Here is a 17,260-nt window from a genome sequence, read left to right as displayed (position 1 = left end):
GGAAGAGTTTCTTTTGGACGCGCAGGGTTTTCGAATCTGTCCTCGTCAGAACAGACGCGCGCCATCCGGCACCGCGTGGTCAGGACCCACCAGCACCACCGCACCCTCGGCATCGGGCAGCCCCAGGCACAGCACCTCGCTGGTGAAGGGACCGATACGTTTGGGCGGGAAATTCACCACGGCCAGCACTTGGCGGCCGACCAGCGCATCGGCAGCGTAATGGCTGGTGATTTGCGCGGAACTGCGCTTGGGCCCGATGTCGCCGCCGAAATCGATGGTCAGCTTGTAGGCGGGCTTGCGCGCCTCAGGGAAGGGATCGACCGCAAGGATGGTGCCGACGCGGATGTCGACCTTGGCGAAATCGTCGTAGGTGATGGTCATGGCTGTCCCGATCCGGTTGAGTAGGGCGCCAAGGTAGCGCGCCCGCCCCGATCTCGGAACCCGGAAGCGGAAACCAGCAAGCTTGCGGCCGGTAATGGAAAAGGGGCCGCCGATAGCGACCCCTCTTCGCAGAACCCGGCTCTTCGCAGATCCTGGCGGACCGGAGGCTGGATCAGCCCTTCGTCTTGGCGATGGCGGCCTTGACCTCGTCCAGGCTGTCCGACACGCGCTTGGTCAGGATCTCGGCGGCCTCGGTGTTCGACTTGGCGATCATCTCGCTCAGTTCGCGGATGTTGGCCAGCGACTTCTCGAAAGCGACCTTGACCAGATCGGCCTGCTTGGCGGCCTTCTCTTCCGGCGTGCCGGCGGCGGTCAGCTCACCGACGGCGCGGTTCACGTCCTCGGTCACGGTGCGCAGCACTTCGGCCTGACGGCGGACGATGGCCTGGAAGCCTTCATAGGCCAGCTGGTTGGCGGCGGTCACCGCCTCGATGTTCTTACGCTGGCTGGCGATGATGGTCTCGATATCGACGCCCGGAACCTTGAGGTCGCCGATCAGCTTGGACGGATCGAATTCGAGGAAGGGGTTACCGCTCATCTTGGCCATGTTTCTCATCCCAGCATCAGTGTTTGCTGCCCGCATCGGAATACGGGCATGTTGCGACGCAACATTGATTGGCCGACTATGCAGAGTGCCGAAAAGTTAGTCAATGCGGTTTTTGCGCCGCAGCATAACCTTGGCGGGTAAAAATGCCGCATTGCCCTACCCTCCGCACGACCAACATAGTCTAAACCGTTGATGCCATGGAATCCGGCCCGGTTCTCCGGCCAAGCGGCCCCCGGCGGCCGGTCCAGCGGCAGAACGTCGCGCCCCATCGTTCCGCCCCGCGCAACGCATTGTCGAGTGCCGCCATGGTGCGCGACAGGTCGGCGGTGTCGTCGTTCAGGAAGACCCGCATCACCCGCGCATGCACGGTGCCGAGACCGGCGACGAGGGCTGCCCCGCCACGCTGGTCGGGATCGATCCCCGCGGCGCGCAGCATCCAGGCCATGGAGCGGCCAAAGGCGCAGGAAAATGCAAGAGCGGTCGCCGGATCGGCCGGCAGGTCGCGCACCACGGCACGCAGGCCTTCCCGGAAGGGACGCAGTGCGTCGAAGCGGCGCATCATCACGTCGAACAGCCGGTCGCGCGCCGGTTCGGTCGGATCGGCGGCCACGTCCCCCGCCAGCACCGTGGCGTCGGCGACCCGCGACACCGCCGCCAGCACGTCGGCGCGCCCGCGATAGCGGTGGTGGAACCGGGACAGCGGTATGCCGGCGGCATGCGCAACCTCCAGCAGCCCGACGCGGCGCCACCCCTTCTCAGCGGCCAGCCTCATCGCCGCCGCGGCCACGGTGCGATCGAGAGAGTCCGGGTCGGTAGGATCGGAGCGGAAGCTGTTGTCTTCAGGCTTGTCGGACGACATGTCGGACATGGCACCACCTCCAGGCGACAGGGATCGCGTCATAAGGTGGTGCGCGGACGGGCAAACGTCACCCGTCCCCCGAAATCGTCACGCCTTGCGCACGGTCTCCACCCGTCCGCCGGTCATGCTGACCAGATCGGCAGGCGTCAGGCGGAACACGGCGTTCGGCGTGCCTGCGGCGGCCCAGATGGTTTCCAGCCGCAGCAGGTCGTCGTCGATCAGCACCAGCGGCGGCACGGCATGGCCGATGGGCGGAACGCCGCCGATGGCGAAGCCGGTCGATTCGCGGACAAATTCCGCATCGGCCCGCTCGATCTTCTCGCCGATCAGCCGGCCGACCGCCTTCTCGTCCACCCGGTTGGTGCCGCTGGCGACGACCAGGACCGGGCGCCTGGTCTCCTTGGTGCGGAAGATCAGAGACTTGGCGATCTGCGCCACCTCGCAGCCGACGGAGTTCGCGGCGTCCTCCGAGGTGCGGGTGCTGCCTTCATGCTCGATCACGCGATGGCCGAGGCCGATGCTGTCCAGCAAGGCCTGGACACGGGCAGCGGAGGGGCTGAGCGTCGTCACTGCTGACACCCCTTGCCGCCGCACTGCGAACCATCAACCAATTCGGTACAAACTGCCGCCGACACCAAGATACTCGACGACTCCCTGGGGATCCCCATTTGCCGCTCCGTAGAAGTTGGCAATGGTAATTGCTCCGCCCAGGATGCCGTCTGCCTGATAGTCGCTCAAGGAATAAATGATCAGGTCGTTCGAGTAGGCACCGGATCCATGTGAAAACCTGACGTCTGAGATATTTATGCTATTGAGGTAAAGAGTATCATCAGATCCAGCGAAATCGAATATAGTATCAAATCCATCGTTCTGATTAAAATCATACACATAATTGTCGCTGTAACTGCCACCAATCAGAGTATCGTCGCCCTGATTCCCGATCAGCCAATCTATGCCTGATTCCGTGGGCTGATCACCAATAAGAAAATCATTTCCTGTTCCGCCATAAAGCGTATCGTTGTTGTTTCCACCGACGAGCGTATCGCTTCCTTCATGTCCAACAATAAGATCGTCCTGGTCTTCACCGAACAGAAGGTGATTGCCAGCCCCTCCCGTAAGCGTATCGTTCCCCTGCCCCCCTTTCATGCTGTCGTTGCCGTCATCACCATTGAGAACGTCATTGTACGGAGATCCGAAAACAATATCGTCACCACCACCGGCGTTGACCGTAACAGCAACATCGAACGGCCCAAACGTTTGCGAGTCCTAGTTTCCGTTATAAGTAGGCATAATATACTCATCTTCTGGATTTTATTGTAAACCGGCCATAGGCCAGCGCCCATCGATTCGCGTATTGCAAGCGACGTGATTCACATCTCCCAACGGAGCTTGGATCTAGGCGTGCTGGAGAGATTTGAGCTTCGTATAGAGGTCGGCAGCCTTTTGAACCTCGGCATCATCGTTGCTGCGCGTGAAAAGAACCGCACCGACAACCGCATCGGCACCGGATTTGCCATTGGTAACAGCATACCGGTGCATCCCCGACTTTCCGGACTGGTCGGGTGAAGACAGCGCCGAACTCAACGATCCCGACAAAATGGAGGCAAGCAGGCTGTTGGCCGTCGCATCGCCAGAATCGAGATCGACGACGCTCATCTGCCCATCCGGAATATCGACCGTGCGATCGAAGCTGACCGATGACAACAGGGTGGAAGAACCGCTGCCATCGTCCTGCCTGCTTAAGGAAACCTCGCCAATTCTCGCATTGGCCAATGCCGATGGGTCGTAGGGATCTTCGGCGCCACCTTCTTTCAAAATCGCCGGCATATTGGGGCGCACCACCCCACCCGCCGCCAACGATTTACGAATGATGTCATTGGCAGCTCCACCGAGAACGGCCACCTCATCGTTCGACGTATGGAGGGTCTTCTTGGTGAAATCCGAGACCTTTCCCCAATAGTCCGACAACTTATTGGACCACTCGGAGAAAGCGTTCATGAAGTTCGCGACACCGACATTTCTTATCTTAGCATTGCCGGGCGCCGAGATGTCGGAAGGCACATATCCCTCGCCGATGGAATAGGACATCCCCGGTTTGAGATTCTGGATGGCCGATCTGAGGTCGACAACCACCCCGGACGCCCCAACAGCAGGCCCGGCATTCCCGGGTACGGCAGCGGATTTTTGGGGATTTTCCTGTACGGCGCTTGGCGGTCGGATGTTTCCGGCCATTGTCGGATCTGAAGTCACCTTCATGATGCGCTCCTTCGCAGGGCGAGCAGCTTGGCCGGCTCCCCCGCAACCTAGCGCCTCATCCCCCAGCCCTCAATGCCCTTATAGCGTGCTCAGTTTGCATCACTTTCTCAACCTTGGTAAACAAAAATACTCTTTTGGGTGCAATTTCTTTCGCGGCTTCGTTTTAATAATTCAACCCGCCAGTTCGCGCGACCGCCGGGTGGCGGCGGCGATGGCGGCACCCATCACCGGCTGCAGCCCCTCCGGCGCCATCAGAACCTCCAGTGCCGCCTGGGTGGTGCCGTTCGGGCTGGTCACCGCCTTGCGCAGGTCAGCGGCCTCCTGCGGCGACGCGTCGAGCAGGGCGCCGGCACCCGACACGGTGGCGCGCGCTAGCCGCATCGCCAGATCGGGCGGCAGCCCGGCAGCCTCGCCGGCCTTGGCCATCGCCTCGACCATGAAGAAGACATAGGCCGGGCCGCTGCCGGACACCGCGGTGACCGGATCCAGCAGCCCTTCATCCTCGACCCAGGCGACATCACCGACAGCGCGGAGCAGCCGGTCGGACAGGTCGCGCTGGGCGGCGCTGACATGGGCGTTCGGCACCGCCACGGTCATGCCGCGGCCGATCGCGGCCGGGGTGTTGGGCATGGAGCGGACAACGACCGCCCCCTCTCCCAGCAGGCGTTCGAAATAGGCGATGGTCTTGCCGGCGGCGATCGACAGGAAAACGGTGCCGGGGCGGACCAGCGCCCGGTAGGCCGGCAGCGCCTCTTCCATCACCTGCGGCTTGACCGCCAGCACCACGACGTCGGGAACAAATCCGTCCGGTAGGGCGTCGGCACCGGACGCCGGCGAGACGCGCGCGTCGCCGGCAAGCCGGTCCGGCAGACCCACCCGGTCGACCACCACGACGCGCGACGCGGTTCCGGCGGCGAGCCAGCCGTCCAGCATCGCCCCGCCCATCTTCCCGCAGCCGACCAGCAGCAGCGACGCACCCGTTTCCGCCGTCATGACCCCGTCATTCCCCCTGTTTGAGCCAATGCTCGGGCTTACGCTTCGCCCATGGTGTCGAGAATGGCGGCGGACACCGCCTCCGGCGCCGACTTTCCGCCCCAGATCACGAACTGGAAGGCCGGGTAGAAGCGCTCGCACTCCGACAGGGCAATTTCCACCAGATCCTCGAGCTGTTCCACCGCGGCACCGCGCGACCCGCGCAGCAGCATGGTCTGGCGGAACATCGGCGTATGCTCCTCCGAGCAGACGTCGAAATGGCCCAGCCACATGCGGCCGTTCACCTCCGCCAGCAGTTCGGCGACGGCGGTGCGGCGGGCAGCCTGGACCTTCATGTCGAACTGGCAGGAGAACTGCATCGCACTGACATCGGGCTGCCAGACGAAATAGAGCCGGTAGTCGCACCAGCGGCCGCCGATCTCGACGACGAGTTCGTCCTCGGTGGCGCGATCGAAGGGCCACTCGTTGGCGGTTACGATCTCCTCGACCACGTCGAGCGGGTTGTGGGCGGGAGTGGTGGTTTCGACGGCTACTGCCGACATGTCAGCGTCCTCCTGTGAAGGCGCAATGGGCGGTACCGTTCACCCGGACCAGAAGACGCGCCTGTCAAACCGCGCGGGTCCGGGCCAATACCCCGAAGGTGATGAAAAGATGAGCATCGGCACGCGGCGTCCGCCCACATCGGCACCCGGTCAGCGTTCGGACCGGCCGACGTTCGGGTCGTCAACCGGCCGAGAACCGGCCAAGCCGCCGATGGCGACACAAGCCGGAACGATGACGTGAGGGGCGCCGGGTGTTGCGGCTGCGCAGATGCTCAGGACGCCGTGGGCCCTGTGCCGGTGATATCCGCGGCGGGTTTCGCCGCCGCTGGGGCCGCCGCTGGGGTCACCGGATCGGTGTCGATCACCGCCGGAACGCCGGCTGGCTCGACCACGACCGGCAGCGGGGCATGCCCGGCGGTCAGCGTCGCGACGGTGGCCTCCAGCGCGGCAAGCCGCTCGGCCATCGCCTCCTGCTCCTCGCGGGCCTTGGCGGCCATGGCGCGGACGGCCTCGTATTCCTCGCGGCTGACCACGTCCATCCGCGACAGAACACGTTCGAGCTGAGCGCGCAGCTGACCTTCGGCCTCTTCGCGCAAGGACGAGAAGGCGCCGAGAGCGCCACCCGCCACACGGGCGAGATCGTCCAAAATCCTATTGTCCACCTGCATCGGCTCTGACTTCCGGTTACCGTTCGTTCATTATGGACGCCGCGCGCCGCGACTTCAACGCCCTTGGCCCATCGCACGCATGCCACGGCGCGCAGCCGTGGCATGCGGCGGACCTCACGGCCGGACCGCGGGGTCGGCCGGGGACGCCGCATTGAAGCGGTCACGCAGGGCCTTCAGGTCCAGAGTCTGGGTCGGTGCGTCCCAGGGGCCGGCGATGCGCAGGGTCAGCGGCGGCAGGTCTCCGTCGGCCTTCACCTTAAGGGTCAACCCCAAATCCACCCGCTCGTCGGGCAGCGAGACCGTACCGGCCAGCGTGCCGTCGGCGGGAGCGGTGGTCAGGCGGGCATCGTCGGCGCGAATCACCCCCTGCTCGATGGCGAAGCGGATGTCCAGCCGCTCCAGCCTGGTCTCCCCGCCCTGCAGGGCACCGGCGACGGCACCGAGCACTTCCTGCGTGCGCTCAACCCCAGCCAGCCGGCTGCGCAGAGCGGCGAGATCGACCCCGCGCAGCACGCCACCCGATGCCACCGCCCGGCCGCGGCCGGCCAGGCTGCGCACGAGCGCGTCGCCATGGCCGCTGCCGGAGACGGTCATGTCCAGATCCACGGCGCCGCCGCCGAGGCCCAGCCCGCCGAAGCCGGACAGCGCGGTCCCGAGATCGGCCTTGATGACGGTGATGTCGGCGTCGAGCTTCGGCTCCTGCCCTGAAACGGCGGCGACACGGCCGCTGACGCCGATCTGGCCGCCCTGCCATTCGCCGTCCAGCTGCTCCAGGGTCGCGGTTCCGCCGGAGAGCGTCGCCCGCAGCGCCGGCTGCACGACGCGCTGCCCGCCCAGCGTCAGCGATGTGGAGGTCAGGGCGAGGCGGCCGTCCGTCGATTGCATCCAGTCGAGATCCGCCAGCGGATCGGCGGGGGCGACGGCAGCCGGATCGCCGACGGATGCCCCCGCGTTGCGGCCGGCACCATCGCCCACCAGCGGCGCGTTGCGCAGCCGGTCTAGGTCGAGATCGCCGGTCTGCAGGTCGGCCTGGAAGGCGGGCCGCGCCGGCTTGCGGTCGAGGACCAGCTTGCCGCGCACCGGCACACCGGCGACCAACCCCTGGAGGTTGTTCAGCACCGGCGATGTCGCATTCCCCGTCAGTTCGCCATAAAGGTCCAGCGGACCGAGGGCGCGGGCCAGCCCGCGGTCGGCGAACAGCGCCGCGACGCGCCCCATCTCCGGATGGGTCACGCGCAGCTTCAGGTCGGCGCTGGGCGTGCGGTCGAGCCCCAGGACGGCACCGCCGGCTTCCAGCGCGCCGCCCAGCATGCTGGCGGATGCCTCGACCGCCAGCCGCTCCCCGTCGCCGGCCAGCCGGGCCTTGGCACTGACCGAGCCCAGCCGTTCCGGCGCCGGCAAACCGGACGGCCAGGCGACGGCGCTGGGCAGCCCGCCGAGCGATTTGGCCTCCGCGGCCAGGGAAAGGTTCACGCCGCGCAACGGCATCAGGCTGGCGACCTGCCCGTCCACCCGCGCCGTCAGGCCGGCGATGTTGTCCACCTTGGCTTCGCGCACCGTCAGCGCGCCGGAGGCGACCGTCGCATCCAGATGAAGCCCCTGGACCGGCAAGCCGCCCACGGTCAACTGCCCGATCCGCAGGTCGAGGTTGGCGTCGGCAAGGCCGAGAAGCCGCTGCGGCATCGGCGCCGAGCCGGTGGAGCCGGCCCGCGGTCCGAGGGCGCGTGGCGCTGCCGGCTGGGCCGAGTTTGGTGTGGCCGGCTGGGCCGGCTGGGGTTCGGCCGGCAGATAGCCGTCCAGGTAAAGGCGGTCGAGTTCGAGGCGGGCGCCGAAGGCGGGACGGCCGCGGTCGACATAGGCGACCGCACCGCTCAGCCGGCTGCTGTCGAAGCGGAAATCGATTCCCGACATCTCGAAGCGGTCGGCATGGCCCTGCAGCCGGGCGGCCAGGGAAGCGCGGCGCAGCCGGTCGGCGGGAACGGAACGGACATCCAGCTTCGCCCACTCCAGCAGGGCGCGCAGGTTGTCGGCATTCGCCTCCATCCGCATGTCGAGCGTCGGCAGGCCACCCGGCGTGGTCACCTCTCCCGCCGCGACGAAGTCCGACCCGCCGGGCAGCAGGGCGCTGATACGGTCGATGTTCAGCCGGCCGTCGGTCAGGCTCGCCTCGACCCGGCCCTGACGCACCACCCCGCCATTGTAGCTCATGGCATCGACGGCCACGTCCAGCTTGGCCTCCACCCCGATCGGCAGGGCGAAGGACAGGCCCGACTGCTTGGCGCCGGTGCCTGCGGGGTTTGCCGGAGCCGTGGTGGCGGAACCGCCGGCCGTGCCCCCCTGCCCGCCCCGCGCCAGCCAGGAATCCAGGTCAAGCCGATTGACGGCGAGCGTGAGTTCGGTGCGCGGCGCCTCGCGCTTGGCGGGGTCGCCGGCCCGCAGGGTGGCATTTCCGGTGGCGCGGGTGTCGCCCAATTGGGCTTCCAGGCTGGAGAAGGTCGCGAGGCTGGTCCCCGCCTCCACCGTCGCGCGCAGGTTGAAGGGCTGGGCCAGCGCCGCAGGCCGGCGCGCGTCCACCAGCTTGGCGAAGTCGCTGCCCTCGGCGCGGAGGTCGCCCTGCACCTTCGATCCGCCGCCGCCGGTCAGGATGCCGGCGAAGCGGAGGGTCGCGTCGGTATGGGGCATCGACAGGGTCGCCCGCACCGGAACCGCCGCACCTTCGGTGAAGCGGCCGGCGGTCGCCTCGCCATGAAGAGGCAGGCCGCGGAAACGGAAATCGCCCTGGATCTGGAAGGGACCGTTCAGGCTGCCGGCGGCGATGCGGGCGCTCAGCCCCTCCACCGTCTCGGTCCGGCCATTGCGGTCGTCGCGATAGATCACGGTGCCGTTGTCGATCAGCACCTGATCGAAGCTGACGGCGGACACCAGCCCCTCGGCGGCGCCCAGCCCGTCGCCGGGCCTGCTGCCGGTGGTGGACAGGTCCCAGTTGATCCGGCCGTCCATCAGGACTTGCACCACGAAGGTCGGCTCGACCAGCGTGATGCTCTCCACCTGGATGCGGCCGCTCAGCAGGGGGCCGAGCGCGACGCGGGCATCCAGCTTCTTCAGCCGCACCATGTCGGGCTCGGCTGCACCGGAAGCGTTGGCGAGCCGGGCGTCGCGCACCGTCAGCGCCGGCGACGGCAGCAGGGTGAAGCCGACGTCGCCCCGCAATTCCACCCGGCGCCCGGTCGCTTGCGATACACGCTCGGCGATGGTGCCCTTGTAGGCGTTCCAATCGATCAGGCTCGGCGCTGCCAACAGGATGCCGGCCAGAACCACCAGTCCGGCCAGTGCAGCGATCAGGATCTTCTTCACCGGGTGTCCGCCTTCCCTGCGCCGGCCTTATCCTCGGCCGTGCCCCTTTGCCACGTCATTGTTACCACGTCGCCGCCATCGACCGGCACCGGCCCGTCCCCGCATGGGATACGAACCGACACGCGCTTGCCTTCGCTGCCCCTCACCCTCCGCGCCGGTCGGGACCCGATGGCGGCTTCCGATGAGGACAGTCCTTCGGTAAGCTAGCGCCCGCAGAAGAAACAAGCAATTTGGGCAATCCCACGGCCAAGTTGGGGCCTGTCCGATTTTTTCCCCAGGAATTCTCCGCGCGCCGCCGCCCATCCGGCCGCGCCGGACCCGAAAACCCAGATTCAGCAGCCGGAGACCGTGCCATGGGCGACGTGGTCAACCTCAACCGCTTCCGCAAGACCCGCGAGCGGGCCGAACGGGCGAAGGAAGCCGAAGCGAATCGGGCCCGATTCGGACGCACCAAGGCCGAGAAGGAGCGCGACCGCAAGGAGGCCGAGCGGCGTACTCAGACTTTGGATGGACATAAGCTTGACGACGAAACCTGACCTGCTCGTGCCAAAGCACGGTAAAGACCAAGCTTTGCACTGGGAATAACCTCAGCGCTTTTGTTACTATTGGATGTACCGATAGTTCCCTATTGCGACTATCGGACCGATCATGTGACAGTGCCTGCCAAGGGCGCCGACCGGTGCGCTCCTTGGCTGTTGGGGAGGGCCGTCATCATGGTCGACATGACGTCGTTTCGCGGATCCGTTCAAACGCCTCAATCCCACAACTCGGCCCACAGTCCGGCTTGGCTGCCGCCGATCCGGACGGTGGAAATCGACCGCCCCTGGGTCTGGCTGGCGTCGGCCTGGCAGGACATGATGGCGGCCCCCGCCATCAGCTTCGCCTATGGCGCGCTGGCGGTGATCTCCAGCTTCGTCCTTGTGGTCGGGCTGGCCCTGCTGGACATGGAATACCTGCTGCTGCCGATGGGGGCCGGCTTCATGCTGGTCGGCCCGCTCCTGGCGGTCGGGCTGTACGAGACCAGCCGGCTGCTGGAGCTTGGCGAACGGCCGACCTTCGGCAAGGTTGCCGCCGTTTATCGCCGCAACGGGGTGCAGATCGCCGGGATCGGACTGGTCCTGATGCTGGCAATGCTGGCCTGGATCCGTATCGCCTTCCTGATCTTCGCCCTGTTCTTCTCGGGCGAGCCGCCGGCGCTGGACCAGCTGGTCGACCGCATCTTCTTCTCGGCCGACACCATTCCGTTCCTGTTGACCGGCACGTTGTTCGGCGGGGTCATCGCGACCGCGGTCTTCTCCGTCGCCGTGGTGTCGATCCCGATGCTGCTGGACCGCGACACCGACGTCTTCACCGCCATGGCGACCAGCATCGCCGTGGTGCGGGCGAACATTCGGCCGATGATCGCCTGGGGCTTCCTGATCGCCCTGTTCATGAGCGCCGGAATGGTCACCGCCTTCATCGGTCTGGCGATCGCGCTGCCGGTGATCGGCCATGCCTCCTGGCACTGCTACCGCGATCTGGTCGGCCCGGGACGGTGAAGCGCCGACATTTCTAAAAAAAGCCCTCTCCCGCCCGCGGGGGAGGGCTTTTTTCGTCAGCCCTTCTTGAAGAATGCCTCGGCCGCCGATTTCTGCGCCTGCTTCGCCGCGATGGCGGCGCGGGCACGTTCGACCTCCGCCTGCAGCGTGGCGATGTAGGCCTCAAGCTCGGCCACGCCCATCACGGTCAGGTCCTTCGGCGCCGGCTTGGCCTTTCGCGGCTCCAGATCCTCGAAACGGTCGTCGATGGCCATGGCTTGGTTCCCTTCCCTGCCGCGTGTTCCGCCTTCGCCTTGTCAGGCCGGTCGGTCAAATCTACCTTTCGAGCCGGACAATTCCAATGCACCGGTGCCGGCAAACGCCTGCCCGACCACGGAAAAGAAGGGAAGAACGCCATGGGCCTCGCCTTGCCCGACAGCATGCGCTGCGTCGAGATCACCCAGCCCGGAGGGCCGGAGGTGCTGCGCCCCACCCGCCGCCCGGCCCCCGTGCCGGGTCCCGGCGAGATCCTGGTGGAGGTCGCCGCCGCGGGCGTGAACCGTCCCGACACCCTGCAGCGCCAGGGCCGCTACGACCCGCCGCCGGGCGCCTCCGACCTGCCCGGGCTGGAGCTGTCCGGCACGGTGATCGCCGTCGGCGAGGGCGTCGAGACCTGGGCCAGCGGCGACCGCGTCTGCGCACTGGTGGCCGGCGGCGGCTATGCCGAATATTGCGTGGTGCCGGCGGTGCAGGCCCTGCCGGTGCCCGGATCGCTGTCGATGGTCGAAGCGGCGGCGGTGCCCGAGACCTTCTTCACCGTCTGGACCAATGTGTTCGAACGCGGCGCCCTGAAGCGCGGCGAGACGCTGTTGATCCATGGCGGGTCGAGCGGCATCGGCACCACGGCGATCCAGTTGGCGAAGGCTTTCGGCGCCACGGTCTTCACCACAGCCGGCAGCGACGACAAGTGCCGCGCCTGCGAGCAGCTCGGCGCCGACCGGGCCATCAACTACAAGACCGAGGACTTCGTCGCCGTGATCCGCGAGGCGACCGGCGGGCGCGGCGTCGACGTGGTGCTGGACATGGTCGGCGGCGACTACATCGCCCGCGACATCGACATCATGGCGGTCGACGGCCGCCACGTCTCCATCGCCTTCCTGCAAGGGGCCAAGGTGTCGCTGAACATGGCGCCGGTGATGACCAAGCGGCTGACGCTGACCGGATCGACCCTGCGCGCCCGCCCGGTGCCCGAGAAGGGCCGCATCGCCGCCGCGCTCCGCGAGCATGTCTGGCCGCTGCTGGAGTCCGGCAGCATCAAGCCGCAGATCCACTGCACCTTCCCGCTGGAGGAGGCGGCCGAGGCCCATCGCCTGATGGAAAGCAGCACCCATATCGGAAAGATCGTGCTGACGATCGGACCCGACGCAGCCTGAACGGCCTGCCGGGGCGGTCCGGAACGCAAAGCCGGACCGCATTCTGCGCTTTCTTCGTCGACACGGCGCCGTCGGGCTTGCCTTAGGCTGCCAAGACGGGTTAGCAGAGGCGAGCGGGCGGCCGGGATTTCCCGGTGCGCCTGCGCAAGCATGCTTACGCGGACCGGTATTCGCCCTATATCGTGGTGACGAGAATGGGGCAACCGCCCCGGGGTCGCGGAACCGCTCTCGCGCCGCATAACCAGTTCGAACGGCCGGCCGCACCACCCGCCAGCGGGTGCGGCCGGTGAAGAGTTGTCAGGAGGGATGATGGCACTGCCCTTGATGCCGAAAGCGACGGCCGTTTGGCTGGTCGAGAACACGTCCTTGTCCTTCGAGCAGATCGCCGCCTTCTGCGGCATGCATTCGCTGGAAGTCCAGGCCATCGCCGACGGCGAGGTCGCGGTCGGGATGGTGGGGCTCGACCCCATCGCCAACGGCCAGCTGACCAAGCAGGAGATCGAGCGCTGCGAGAAGAACCAGGATCTGCGCCTGAAGCTGCTGGTCGCCGACCTGCCGCAGGTCGCCTCCCGGTCCAAGGGTCCGCGCTACACCCCGATCACCAAGCGCGGCGACAAGCCCGACGCCATCGCCTGGCTGCTGAAGCATCATCCGGAACTGTCGGACGCCCAGGTCTGCCGCCTGATCGGCACCACCAAGCCGACCATCGCCGCGGTGCGCGACCGCACCCACTGGAACGTCGCAAACATCAAGCCGCGCAGCCCGGTCATGCTGGGCCTCTGCTCCGGCCGTGAGTTGGAAGAGGCACTGGCGCTGGCCATCCGCCGCGGCGGCGTGCCGCGCGCGCCGGAGGATGCCGGAGAGGACTTCTACGGCGAGAACCGCGACGACGACCGCTATTCCGAACAGGAAGACGCCCACTGATGCCATCCCTCTCCCCCACCCGTGTGGGAGAGGGCATGAAGGCCTGCGATGACCGACCGCAACACACCTCCGCCCCGGCTCGTCGTCGGCATCAGCGGCGCGTCGGGGGTGATCTACGGTATCCGCATGCTGCAGACGCTGCGGCGGATCGGCGTCGAATCGCATCTGGTCGTCAGCCGGTCAGCCGAAGTGACGCTGGCGCATGAAACCGCCATGAAGGTGGCGGAACTGCGGGCGCTGGCCGACGTCAGCTATTCCACTGCCGATATCGGGGCTGCGATCTCCAGCGGCAGCTTCCGCACGCTGGGCATGGTGGTCGCCCCCTGTTCGGTCCGCACGATGAGCGAGATCGCCAGCGGCGTCACCTCCACCCTGCTGACCCGCGCGGCGGACGTGGCGCTGAAGGAGCGGCGGCGGCTGGTCCTGATGGTGCGGGAGACGCCGCTGCATCTGGGCCATCTGCGCACGATGACCGCGCTGGCGGAGATGGGTGCGGTGATCGCGCCGCCGGTGCCCGCCTTCTATGCGCGGCCCGACAGCATCGACGATCTGGTGGACCATTCGGTGGGACGGGTGCTGGACCTGTTCGGGCTGGACGCCGGCAATCTGCGCCGGTGGGGTGAGCGTTCGGCGGAGGGCTGACCCGCGCTGCGATGCCGCAACAGGCGGCTTGGACCGCGGGCGCAATGCCGTTATACCGCTGTCAATGCGAAATGATGCGGAGCCGGCGCTGCCGCCGGCCGACAGTAACGGGGACAAGCCGACCATGCCCTTCAGCAGTCAACCGAGCGAGCCCATCCGCCAGCTTCTGGCCGGCATCAGAGCGTTCCGCGCCCGCTATTACGAACGCCGACCCGACAGCATGCGCCAGCTGGCGACCGAAGGGCAGCATCCGGAAGTTCTGCTGATCGGCTGTTCCGACAGCCGCGTCGACCCCGCCCTGCTGACCATGGCCGAGCCCGGCGAGCTGTTCGTCGTGCGCAACGTCGCCAACCTCGTCCCGCCCTATCAGCCCGACGGCGCCTATCACGGCACTTCGGCCGCCATCGAATATGCGGTCAAGTCGCTGAAGGTGTCGGAGATCATCGTGCTGGGTCACGCCCAGTGCGGCGGCATCCAGGGTCTGATCCGGCTGCGCGCCGGCCAGAAGTCGGAGGATGATTTCGTGTCCCCCTGGGTGTCGATCGCCGGCTCGGCGCTCGATCCCTATGTCGGGCCGGAAGGTTCGGAACAGGCGCGGGCCGATGCGGAAAAGCTGCAGAATACCCCGGCAGTGATCGAACGGGCGGCGGTTCGCGCGTCGGTCGAAAACCTGATGACCTTCCCCTTCGTGCGTGAACGCGTGGAAGCGGGGACGCTGAACATCCATGGCTGGTGGTTTGACATCCAGTCGGGCGAGATGTGGGCGATCAACCCCTCCACCCGCCTGTTCCAGCCGGTCGAGTAAGAAAGCCGCGCAAACGCCGTACCCAAGCGCGAGCACGGGAATTTCAGGGCGCCCTACCCTGTTGAGAGCGAAGGAAAGAGGTTTTCTTCACTCCGACAAGAGGTAGGGAACGCCATGAAGACTGTACTTCCACTTGTGATCCTGATCGCCGCCCCCCTTGCGCTGGCCGCCTGCAACCAGACGGGCAACAGCGGCAGCAGCGGCGGTGGGCTGTTCGGCGGCAGCGGTGGCGGCGGCCTGTTCGGGTCGGGCAGCTCAGACTCGCCCTATGCGCGCAACGGCCGCTGCGACGATCCGCGCTACAACACATCCAACGGCGGCCGGGCAGAGGTCGGAACCGACGATTACGACTGCTCGCGCTACGGCGACGGCATCAAGCGTTGAGCCAGAACCGACAGTTCGGCGGCCATGCGCCCGGCGACTGACCTCCAGTCGCCGGGCGCCGGCTGCCGGAACAGGCGGGCGGTCGGATACCATGGGCTGTCGTCGCGGCCGGCCATCCAGCGCCAGTCGGCGGAGAAGGGCAGCGCCACCCAAAGCGGAACGCCGAGCGCCCCGGCCAGATGCGCCGGTCCGGTGCAGGACGACACCACCAAATCCAGATTTCTCATGATCGCCGCCGTATCGGCGAAATCGGCGATCTCCGGGGCCAGATCGGTGAAGCCGTCCGGCAAAGCCGCTTGCGTGAGATCGGCCCGCCCCGGTCCCATCTGCAACCCGAAGAAGCGGCAGCCCGGCACATCCAACAGCCCGCGCAAACTGGCCAGCCGGGGAGAGCGCTGGTCATCGCCGGGAAAACGCGGGTTGCCCGCCCAGACAAGGCCGACCCGCAGCCCCTCTCCCGCCGCAAGGCGCTCGCGCCACACTGCGACACGCGCCGGATCGGCCCGCAGATAGGGAACGGTCGCCGGCACGTCGTCCGACACCGTGCCGAAGGCGCGCGGCAGGCTCATCAGCGGGCATTCCAGATCGAAGGGCGGCAGCGGGTCGCCGCGCGCGATCACCTGGGCCGGTCCGTCCACCCCCGCCGTCAGCGGCAGCAGGGACGGCTGAACCTCCAGAACCACCCGGCCGCTGCGGGCGGCCACCAGCGGGACATAGCGCAGGAACTGCAGCGTGTCGCCCAGTCCCTGTTCGGCATAGAGCAGGATGGTCCGGCCCTCCAATGCCTCCCCCCGCCATGTCGGTTGGGAGAAGCGACGCCAGGGCGGCTCGGCACGCTCGTCGTGGCGGCGCCACTCGAACTCCGGCCAGCCTCCGGCATAGTCACCGGCCATCAGCCGGGCAAATCCGAGGTTCCAGTGCAGCCCGGCATCCTGCGGCCGGTCGGCCAGCGCGCGCTCGAACTCGGCGGCGGCGTCATCCGGCCGGGCCATGGCGATCAGCGCGGTGCCGCGGGCCGCCCACAGCGAAGGACCGGGCCGCAGGCGCGCGGCATTGGCGAAGGCGTCCAGCGATTCGGGAAAGCGCCCGAGCTTCGCCAGCACCGCGCCCAACACCTCCCATGCCTCGCCGAGGTTGCGGTCGGCCGTCAGCGAGTCGCGGGCCGCCGCTTCGGCATCGGTCCAGCGGCGTTGCGCGGCGAGAGCGGCGGCCAAGGTTGCGTGAGCCACGGCTGACCGTCCATTCAGGCGCAGCGACCGGCGTGCGCAGGTTTCCGACGCCTGGGCCTCGCCGTGCGACAGAAGCGCCGCCGCCCGGTTGGCCAGCGCGTCGGCATGATCCGGCGCCAGACTCGACGCCACAGCGGCGGCCGCCAGCGCCGCATCATGCCGCCCAAGCCTGCGCAGGGCCGCGGACCGGCTGGCATGGGCATCGGCCAACTCCGGCATCAGGCACAGCGCCCGGCCATAGAGCCGCACCGCCCGCTCCACGGCGCCCGCCGACTGCTCGGCCCCGGCGAGGTTGGACCAGCCGCCTGCGGAATCAGGGCACAATGCCACCGCGAGGCGAAGCCGCCGCACCGCCGCCTCCATTTGTCCTGTCTGTGCGGCCAGGACGCCCAGAAGCTGCATGGCATCGGCATATTCCGGGTCGGCGCCAAGGATCCGGCGGTAGATATCTTCCGCCTCCGCCACCCGGCCCGCCTGATGGTGGTCGAGTGCGATCTGCAGGGCCTGCGACAAAGTGACCATCGGGACTCTTGCGGGTTGGCGGGGGTCGGCGGTGTTTCGGATCATGCGCCGCGGCGGCGGCACCAGTCCAGTCGGGCACCGTCGCCAATCGTCGCAAACGGTCACAGAATCGGGATTTTCCCTGGATTGTCATGAGACTGATGC

Annotated in this window: 19 protein-coding genes and 1 pseudogene; 7 read left to right on the top strand and 13 right to left on the bottom strand. The window is 67.3% G+C overall.

All coding sequences use genetic code 11. The features are described 5' to 3' along the window. Positions 1 to 45: 45 nt before the first annotated feature. The 11 genes and pseudogenes from VD964_RS25975 to VD964_RS25925 form a co-directional block, all read right to left on the bottom strand. The gene (locus VD964_RS25975; RefSeq protein ID WP_324871365.1) at positions 46 to 381 is read right to left on the bottom strand and encodes a tRNA-binding protein; all 336 of its coding nucleotides are present in this window, start codon (positions 379 to 381) and stop codon (positions 46 to 48) included. Positions 382 to 553: 172 nt separating this feature from the next. Then, a complete protein-coding gene (locus VD964_RS25970) occupies positions 554 to 988 on the bottom strand; it encodes a phasin family protein (RefSeq protein ID WP_149223471.1) in 435 nt (144 codons plus the stop codon). A 181-nt stretch (positions 989 to 1,169) separates the two neighbouring features. Then, a complete protein-coding gene (locus tag VD964_RS25965) occupies positions 1,170 to 1,856 on the bottom strand; it encodes a TetR family transcriptional regulator (protein ID WP_324871364.1) in 687 nt (228 codons plus the stop codon). A gap of 78 nt (positions 1,857 to 1,934) precedes the next feature. Then, on the bottom strand, positions 1,935 to 2,417 hold the full coding sequence (locus VD964_RS25960) for a YbaK/EbsC family protein (RefSeq protein ID WP_324871363.1): 483 nt from the start codon (positions 2,415 to 2,417) through the stop codon (positions 1,935 to 1,937). 33 nt (positions 2,418 to 2,450) lie between these two features. Next, positions 2,451 to 2,828, bottom strand: coding sequence for a hypothetical protein (locus VD964_RS25955; RefSeq protein WP_324871462.1), 378 nt, complete (start codon positions 2,826 to 2,828; stop codon positions 2,451 to 2,453). Positions 2,829 to 2,831: 3 nt separating this feature from the next. Next, positions 2,832 to 3,056, bottom strand: a pseudogene (locus VD964_RS25950) (calcium-binding protein); the annotation flags it as partial. A 186-nt stretch (positions 3,057 to 3,242) separates the two neighbouring features. Further along, positions 3,243 to 4,103, bottom strand: a complete 861-nt coding sequence (locus VD964_RS25945; protein WP_324871362.1) for a hypothetical protein — start codon at positions 4,101 to 4,103, stop codon at positions 3,243 to 3,245. A gap of 171 nt (positions 4,104 to 4,274) precedes the next feature. Next, positions 4,275 to 5,096, bottom strand: a complete 822-nt coding sequence (proC, locus tag VD964_RS25940; RefSeq protein ID WP_324871361.1) for a pyrroline-5-carboxylate reductase — start codon at positions 5,094 to 5,096, stop codon at positions 4,275 to 4,277. A gap of 38 nt (positions 5,097 to 5,134) precedes the next feature. Beyond that, positions 5,135 to 5,638: a YbjN domain-containing protein gene (locus tag VD964_RS25935; RefSeq protein ID WP_149223467.1), complete on the bottom strand. Its 504-nt coding sequence runs from the start codon at positions 5,636 to 5,638 to the stop codon at positions 5,135 to 5,137. Positions 5,639 to 5,910: 272 nt separating this feature from the next. Continuing rightward, positions 5,911 to 6,306 carry an accessory factor UbiK family protein gene (locus VD964_RS25930; protein WP_324871360.1) on the bottom strand — a complete coding sequence of 132 codons (396 nt, stop codon included), beginning with the start codon at positions 6,304 to 6,306 and terminating at the stop codon, positions 5,911 to 5,913. A gap of 114 nt (positions 6,307 to 6,420) precedes the next feature. Beyond that, entirely contained in the window at positions 6,421 to 9,660 is a 3,240-nt protein-coding gene (locus VD964_RS25925; RefSeq protein ID WP_324871359.1) for an AsmA family protein, read from the bottom strand. A gap of 353 nt (positions 9,661 to 10,013) precedes the next feature. Between VD964_RS25925 and VD964_RS25920 the strand changes: the two genes are divergently transcribed. Further along, positions 10,014 to 10,196 carry a DUF4169 family protein gene (locus VD964_RS25920; protein ID WP_324871358.1) on the top strand — a complete coding sequence of 61 codons (183 nt, stop codon included), beginning with the start codon at positions 10,014 to 10,016 and terminating at the stop codon, positions 10,194 to 10,196. Positions 10,197 to 10,373: 177 nt separating this feature from the next. Then, positions 10,374 to 11,198, top strand: coding sequence for a DUF2189 domain-containing protein (locus VD964_RS25915; protein WP_324871357.1), 825 nt, complete (start codon positions 10,374 to 10,376; stop codon positions 11,196 to 11,198). Between the two features lie 56 nt (positions 11,199 to 11,254). Here VD964_RS25915 and VD964_RS25910 read toward each other — a convergent pair whose 3' ends face one another. After that, positions 11,255 to 11,452 (bottom strand): DUF1192 family protein, encoded by a 198-nt coding sequence (locus tag VD964_RS25910; RefSeq protein WP_014247741.1) that lies wholly within the window; start codon positions 11,450 to 11,452, stop codon positions 11,255 to 11,257. 141 nt (positions 11,453 to 11,593) lie between these two features. Here VD964_RS25910 and VD964_RS25905 point away from each other — a divergent pair, with 141 nt between their 5' ends. From VD964_RS25905 to VD964_RS25885, 5 genes are all read left to right on the top strand, one after another. Further along, positions 11,594 to 12,610: an NAD(P)H-quinone oxidoreductase gene (locus tag VD964_RS25905; RefSeq protein ID WP_324871356.1), complete on the top strand. Its 1,017-nt coding sequence runs from the start codon at positions 11,594 to 11,596 to the stop codon at positions 12,608 to 12,610. 309 nt (positions 12,611 to 12,919) lie between these two features. Beyond that, a complete protein-coding gene (locus VD964_RS25900) occupies positions 12,920 to 13,534 on the top strand; it encodes a DUF1013 domain-containing protein (protein ID WP_310113951.1) in 615 nt (204 codons plus the stop codon). A gap of 48 nt (positions 13,535 to 13,582) precedes the next feature. Continuing rightward, entirely contained in the window at positions 13,583 to 14,176 is a 594-nt protein-coding gene (locus VD964_RS25895; protein ID WP_324871355.1) for a UbiX family flavin prenyltransferase, read from the top strand. Between the two features lie 124 nt (positions 14,177 to 14,300). After that, the gene (locus VD964_RS25890) at positions 14,301 to 14,981 is read left to right on the top strand and encodes a carbonic anhydrase (RefSeq protein WP_324871354.1); all 681 of its coding nucleotides are present in this window, start codon (positions 14,301 to 14,303) and stop codon (positions 14,979 to 14,981) included. A gap of 114 nt (positions 14,982 to 15,095) precedes the next feature. Further along, complete coding sequence (locus VD964_RS25885; protein WP_324871353.1) at positions 15,096 to 15,365, top strand: hypothetical protein; 270 nt, start codon at positions 15,096 to 15,098, stop codon at positions 15,363 to 15,365. Here VD964_RS25885 and VD964_RS25880 read toward each other — a convergent pair. Beyond that, positions 15,341 to 17,116, bottom strand: coding sequence for a tetratricopeptide repeat protein (locus VD964_RS25880; RefSeq protein ID WP_324871352.1), 1,776 nt, complete (start codon positions 17,114 to 17,116; stop codon positions 15,341 to 15,343). The genes VD964_RS25885 and VD964_RS25880 overlap by 25 nt on opposite strands. Positions 17,117 to 17,260: the final 144 nt, after the last annotated feature.

The sequence above is a fragment of the Azospirillum sp. genome (assembly GCF_035628975.1).
GTDB lineage: Bacteria > Pseudomonadota > Alphaproteobacteria > Azospirillales > Azospirillaceae > Azospirillum.
This window is presented reverse-complemented; position numbering and strand designations above follow the sequence as displayed.

Excerpts from the sequence above, each read along its gene's own strand:
- VD964_RS25975 (WP_324871365.1), bottom strand. The coding sequence starts at position 381 with ATGACCATCACCTACGACGATTTCGCCAAGGTCGACATCCGCGTCGGC.
- VD964_RS25970 (WP_149223471.1), bottom strand. The coding sequence starts at position 988 with ATGGCCAAGATGAGCGGTAACCCCTTCCTCGAATTCGATCCGTCCAAG.
- VD964_RS25965 (WP_324871364.1), bottom strand. The coding sequence starts at position 1,856 with ATGTCCGACATGTCGTCCGACAAGCCTGAAGACAACAGCTTCCGCTCC.
- VD964_RS25945 (WP_324871362.1), bottom strand. The coding sequence starts at position 4,103 with ATGAAGGTGACTTCAGATCCGACAATGGCCGGAAACATCCGACCGCCA.
- proC (WP_324871361.1), bottom strand. The coding sequence starts at position 5,096 with ATGACGGCGGAAACGGGTGCGTCGCTGCTGCTGGTCGGCTGCGGGAAG.
- VD964_RS25935 (WP_149223467.1), bottom strand. The coding sequence starts at position 5,638 with ATGTCGGCAGTAGCCGTCGAAACCACCACTCCCGCCCACAACCCGCTC.
- VD964_RS25930 (WP_324871360.1), bottom strand. The coding sequence starts at position 6,306 with ATGCAGGTGGACAATAGGATTTTGGACGATCTCGCCCGTGTGGCGGGT.
- VD964_RS25920 (WP_324871358.1), top strand. The coding sequence starts at position 10,014 with ATGGGCGACGTGGTCAACCTCAACCGCTTCCGCAAGACCCGCGAGCGG.
- VD964_RS25915 (WP_324871357.1), top strand. The coding sequence starts at position 10,374 with ATGGTCGACATGACGTCGTTTCGCGGATCCGTTCAAACGCCTCAATCC.
- VD964_RS25910 (WP_014247741.1), bottom strand. The coding sequence starts at position 11,452 with ATGGCCATCGACGACCGTTTCGAGGATCTGGAGCCGCGAAAGGCCAAG.
- VD964_RS25905 (WP_324871356.1), top strand. The coding sequence starts at position 11,594 with ATGGGCCTCGCCTTGCCCGACAGCATGCGCTGCGTCGAGATCACCCAG.
- VD964_RS25900 (WP_310113951.1), top strand. The coding sequence starts at position 12,920 with ATGGCACTGCCCTTGATGCCGAAAGCGACGGCCGTTTGGCTGGTCGAG.
- VD964_RS25895 (WP_324871355.1), top strand. The coding sequence starts at position 13,583 with ATGACCGACCGCAACACACCTCCGCCCCGGCTCGTCGTCGGCATCAGC.
- VD964_RS25890 (WP_324871354.1), top strand. The coding sequence starts at position 14,301 with ATGCCCTTCAGCAGTCAACCGAGCGAGCCCATCCGCCAGCTTCTGGCC.
- VD964_RS25885 (WP_324871353.1), top strand. The coding sequence starts at position 15,096 with ATGAAGACTGTACTTCCACTTGTGATCCTGATCGCCGCCCCCCTTGCG.
- VD964_RS25880 (WP_324871352.1), bottom strand. The coding sequence starts at position 17,116 with ATGGTCACTTTGTCGCAGGCCCTGCAGATCGCACTCGACCACCATCAG.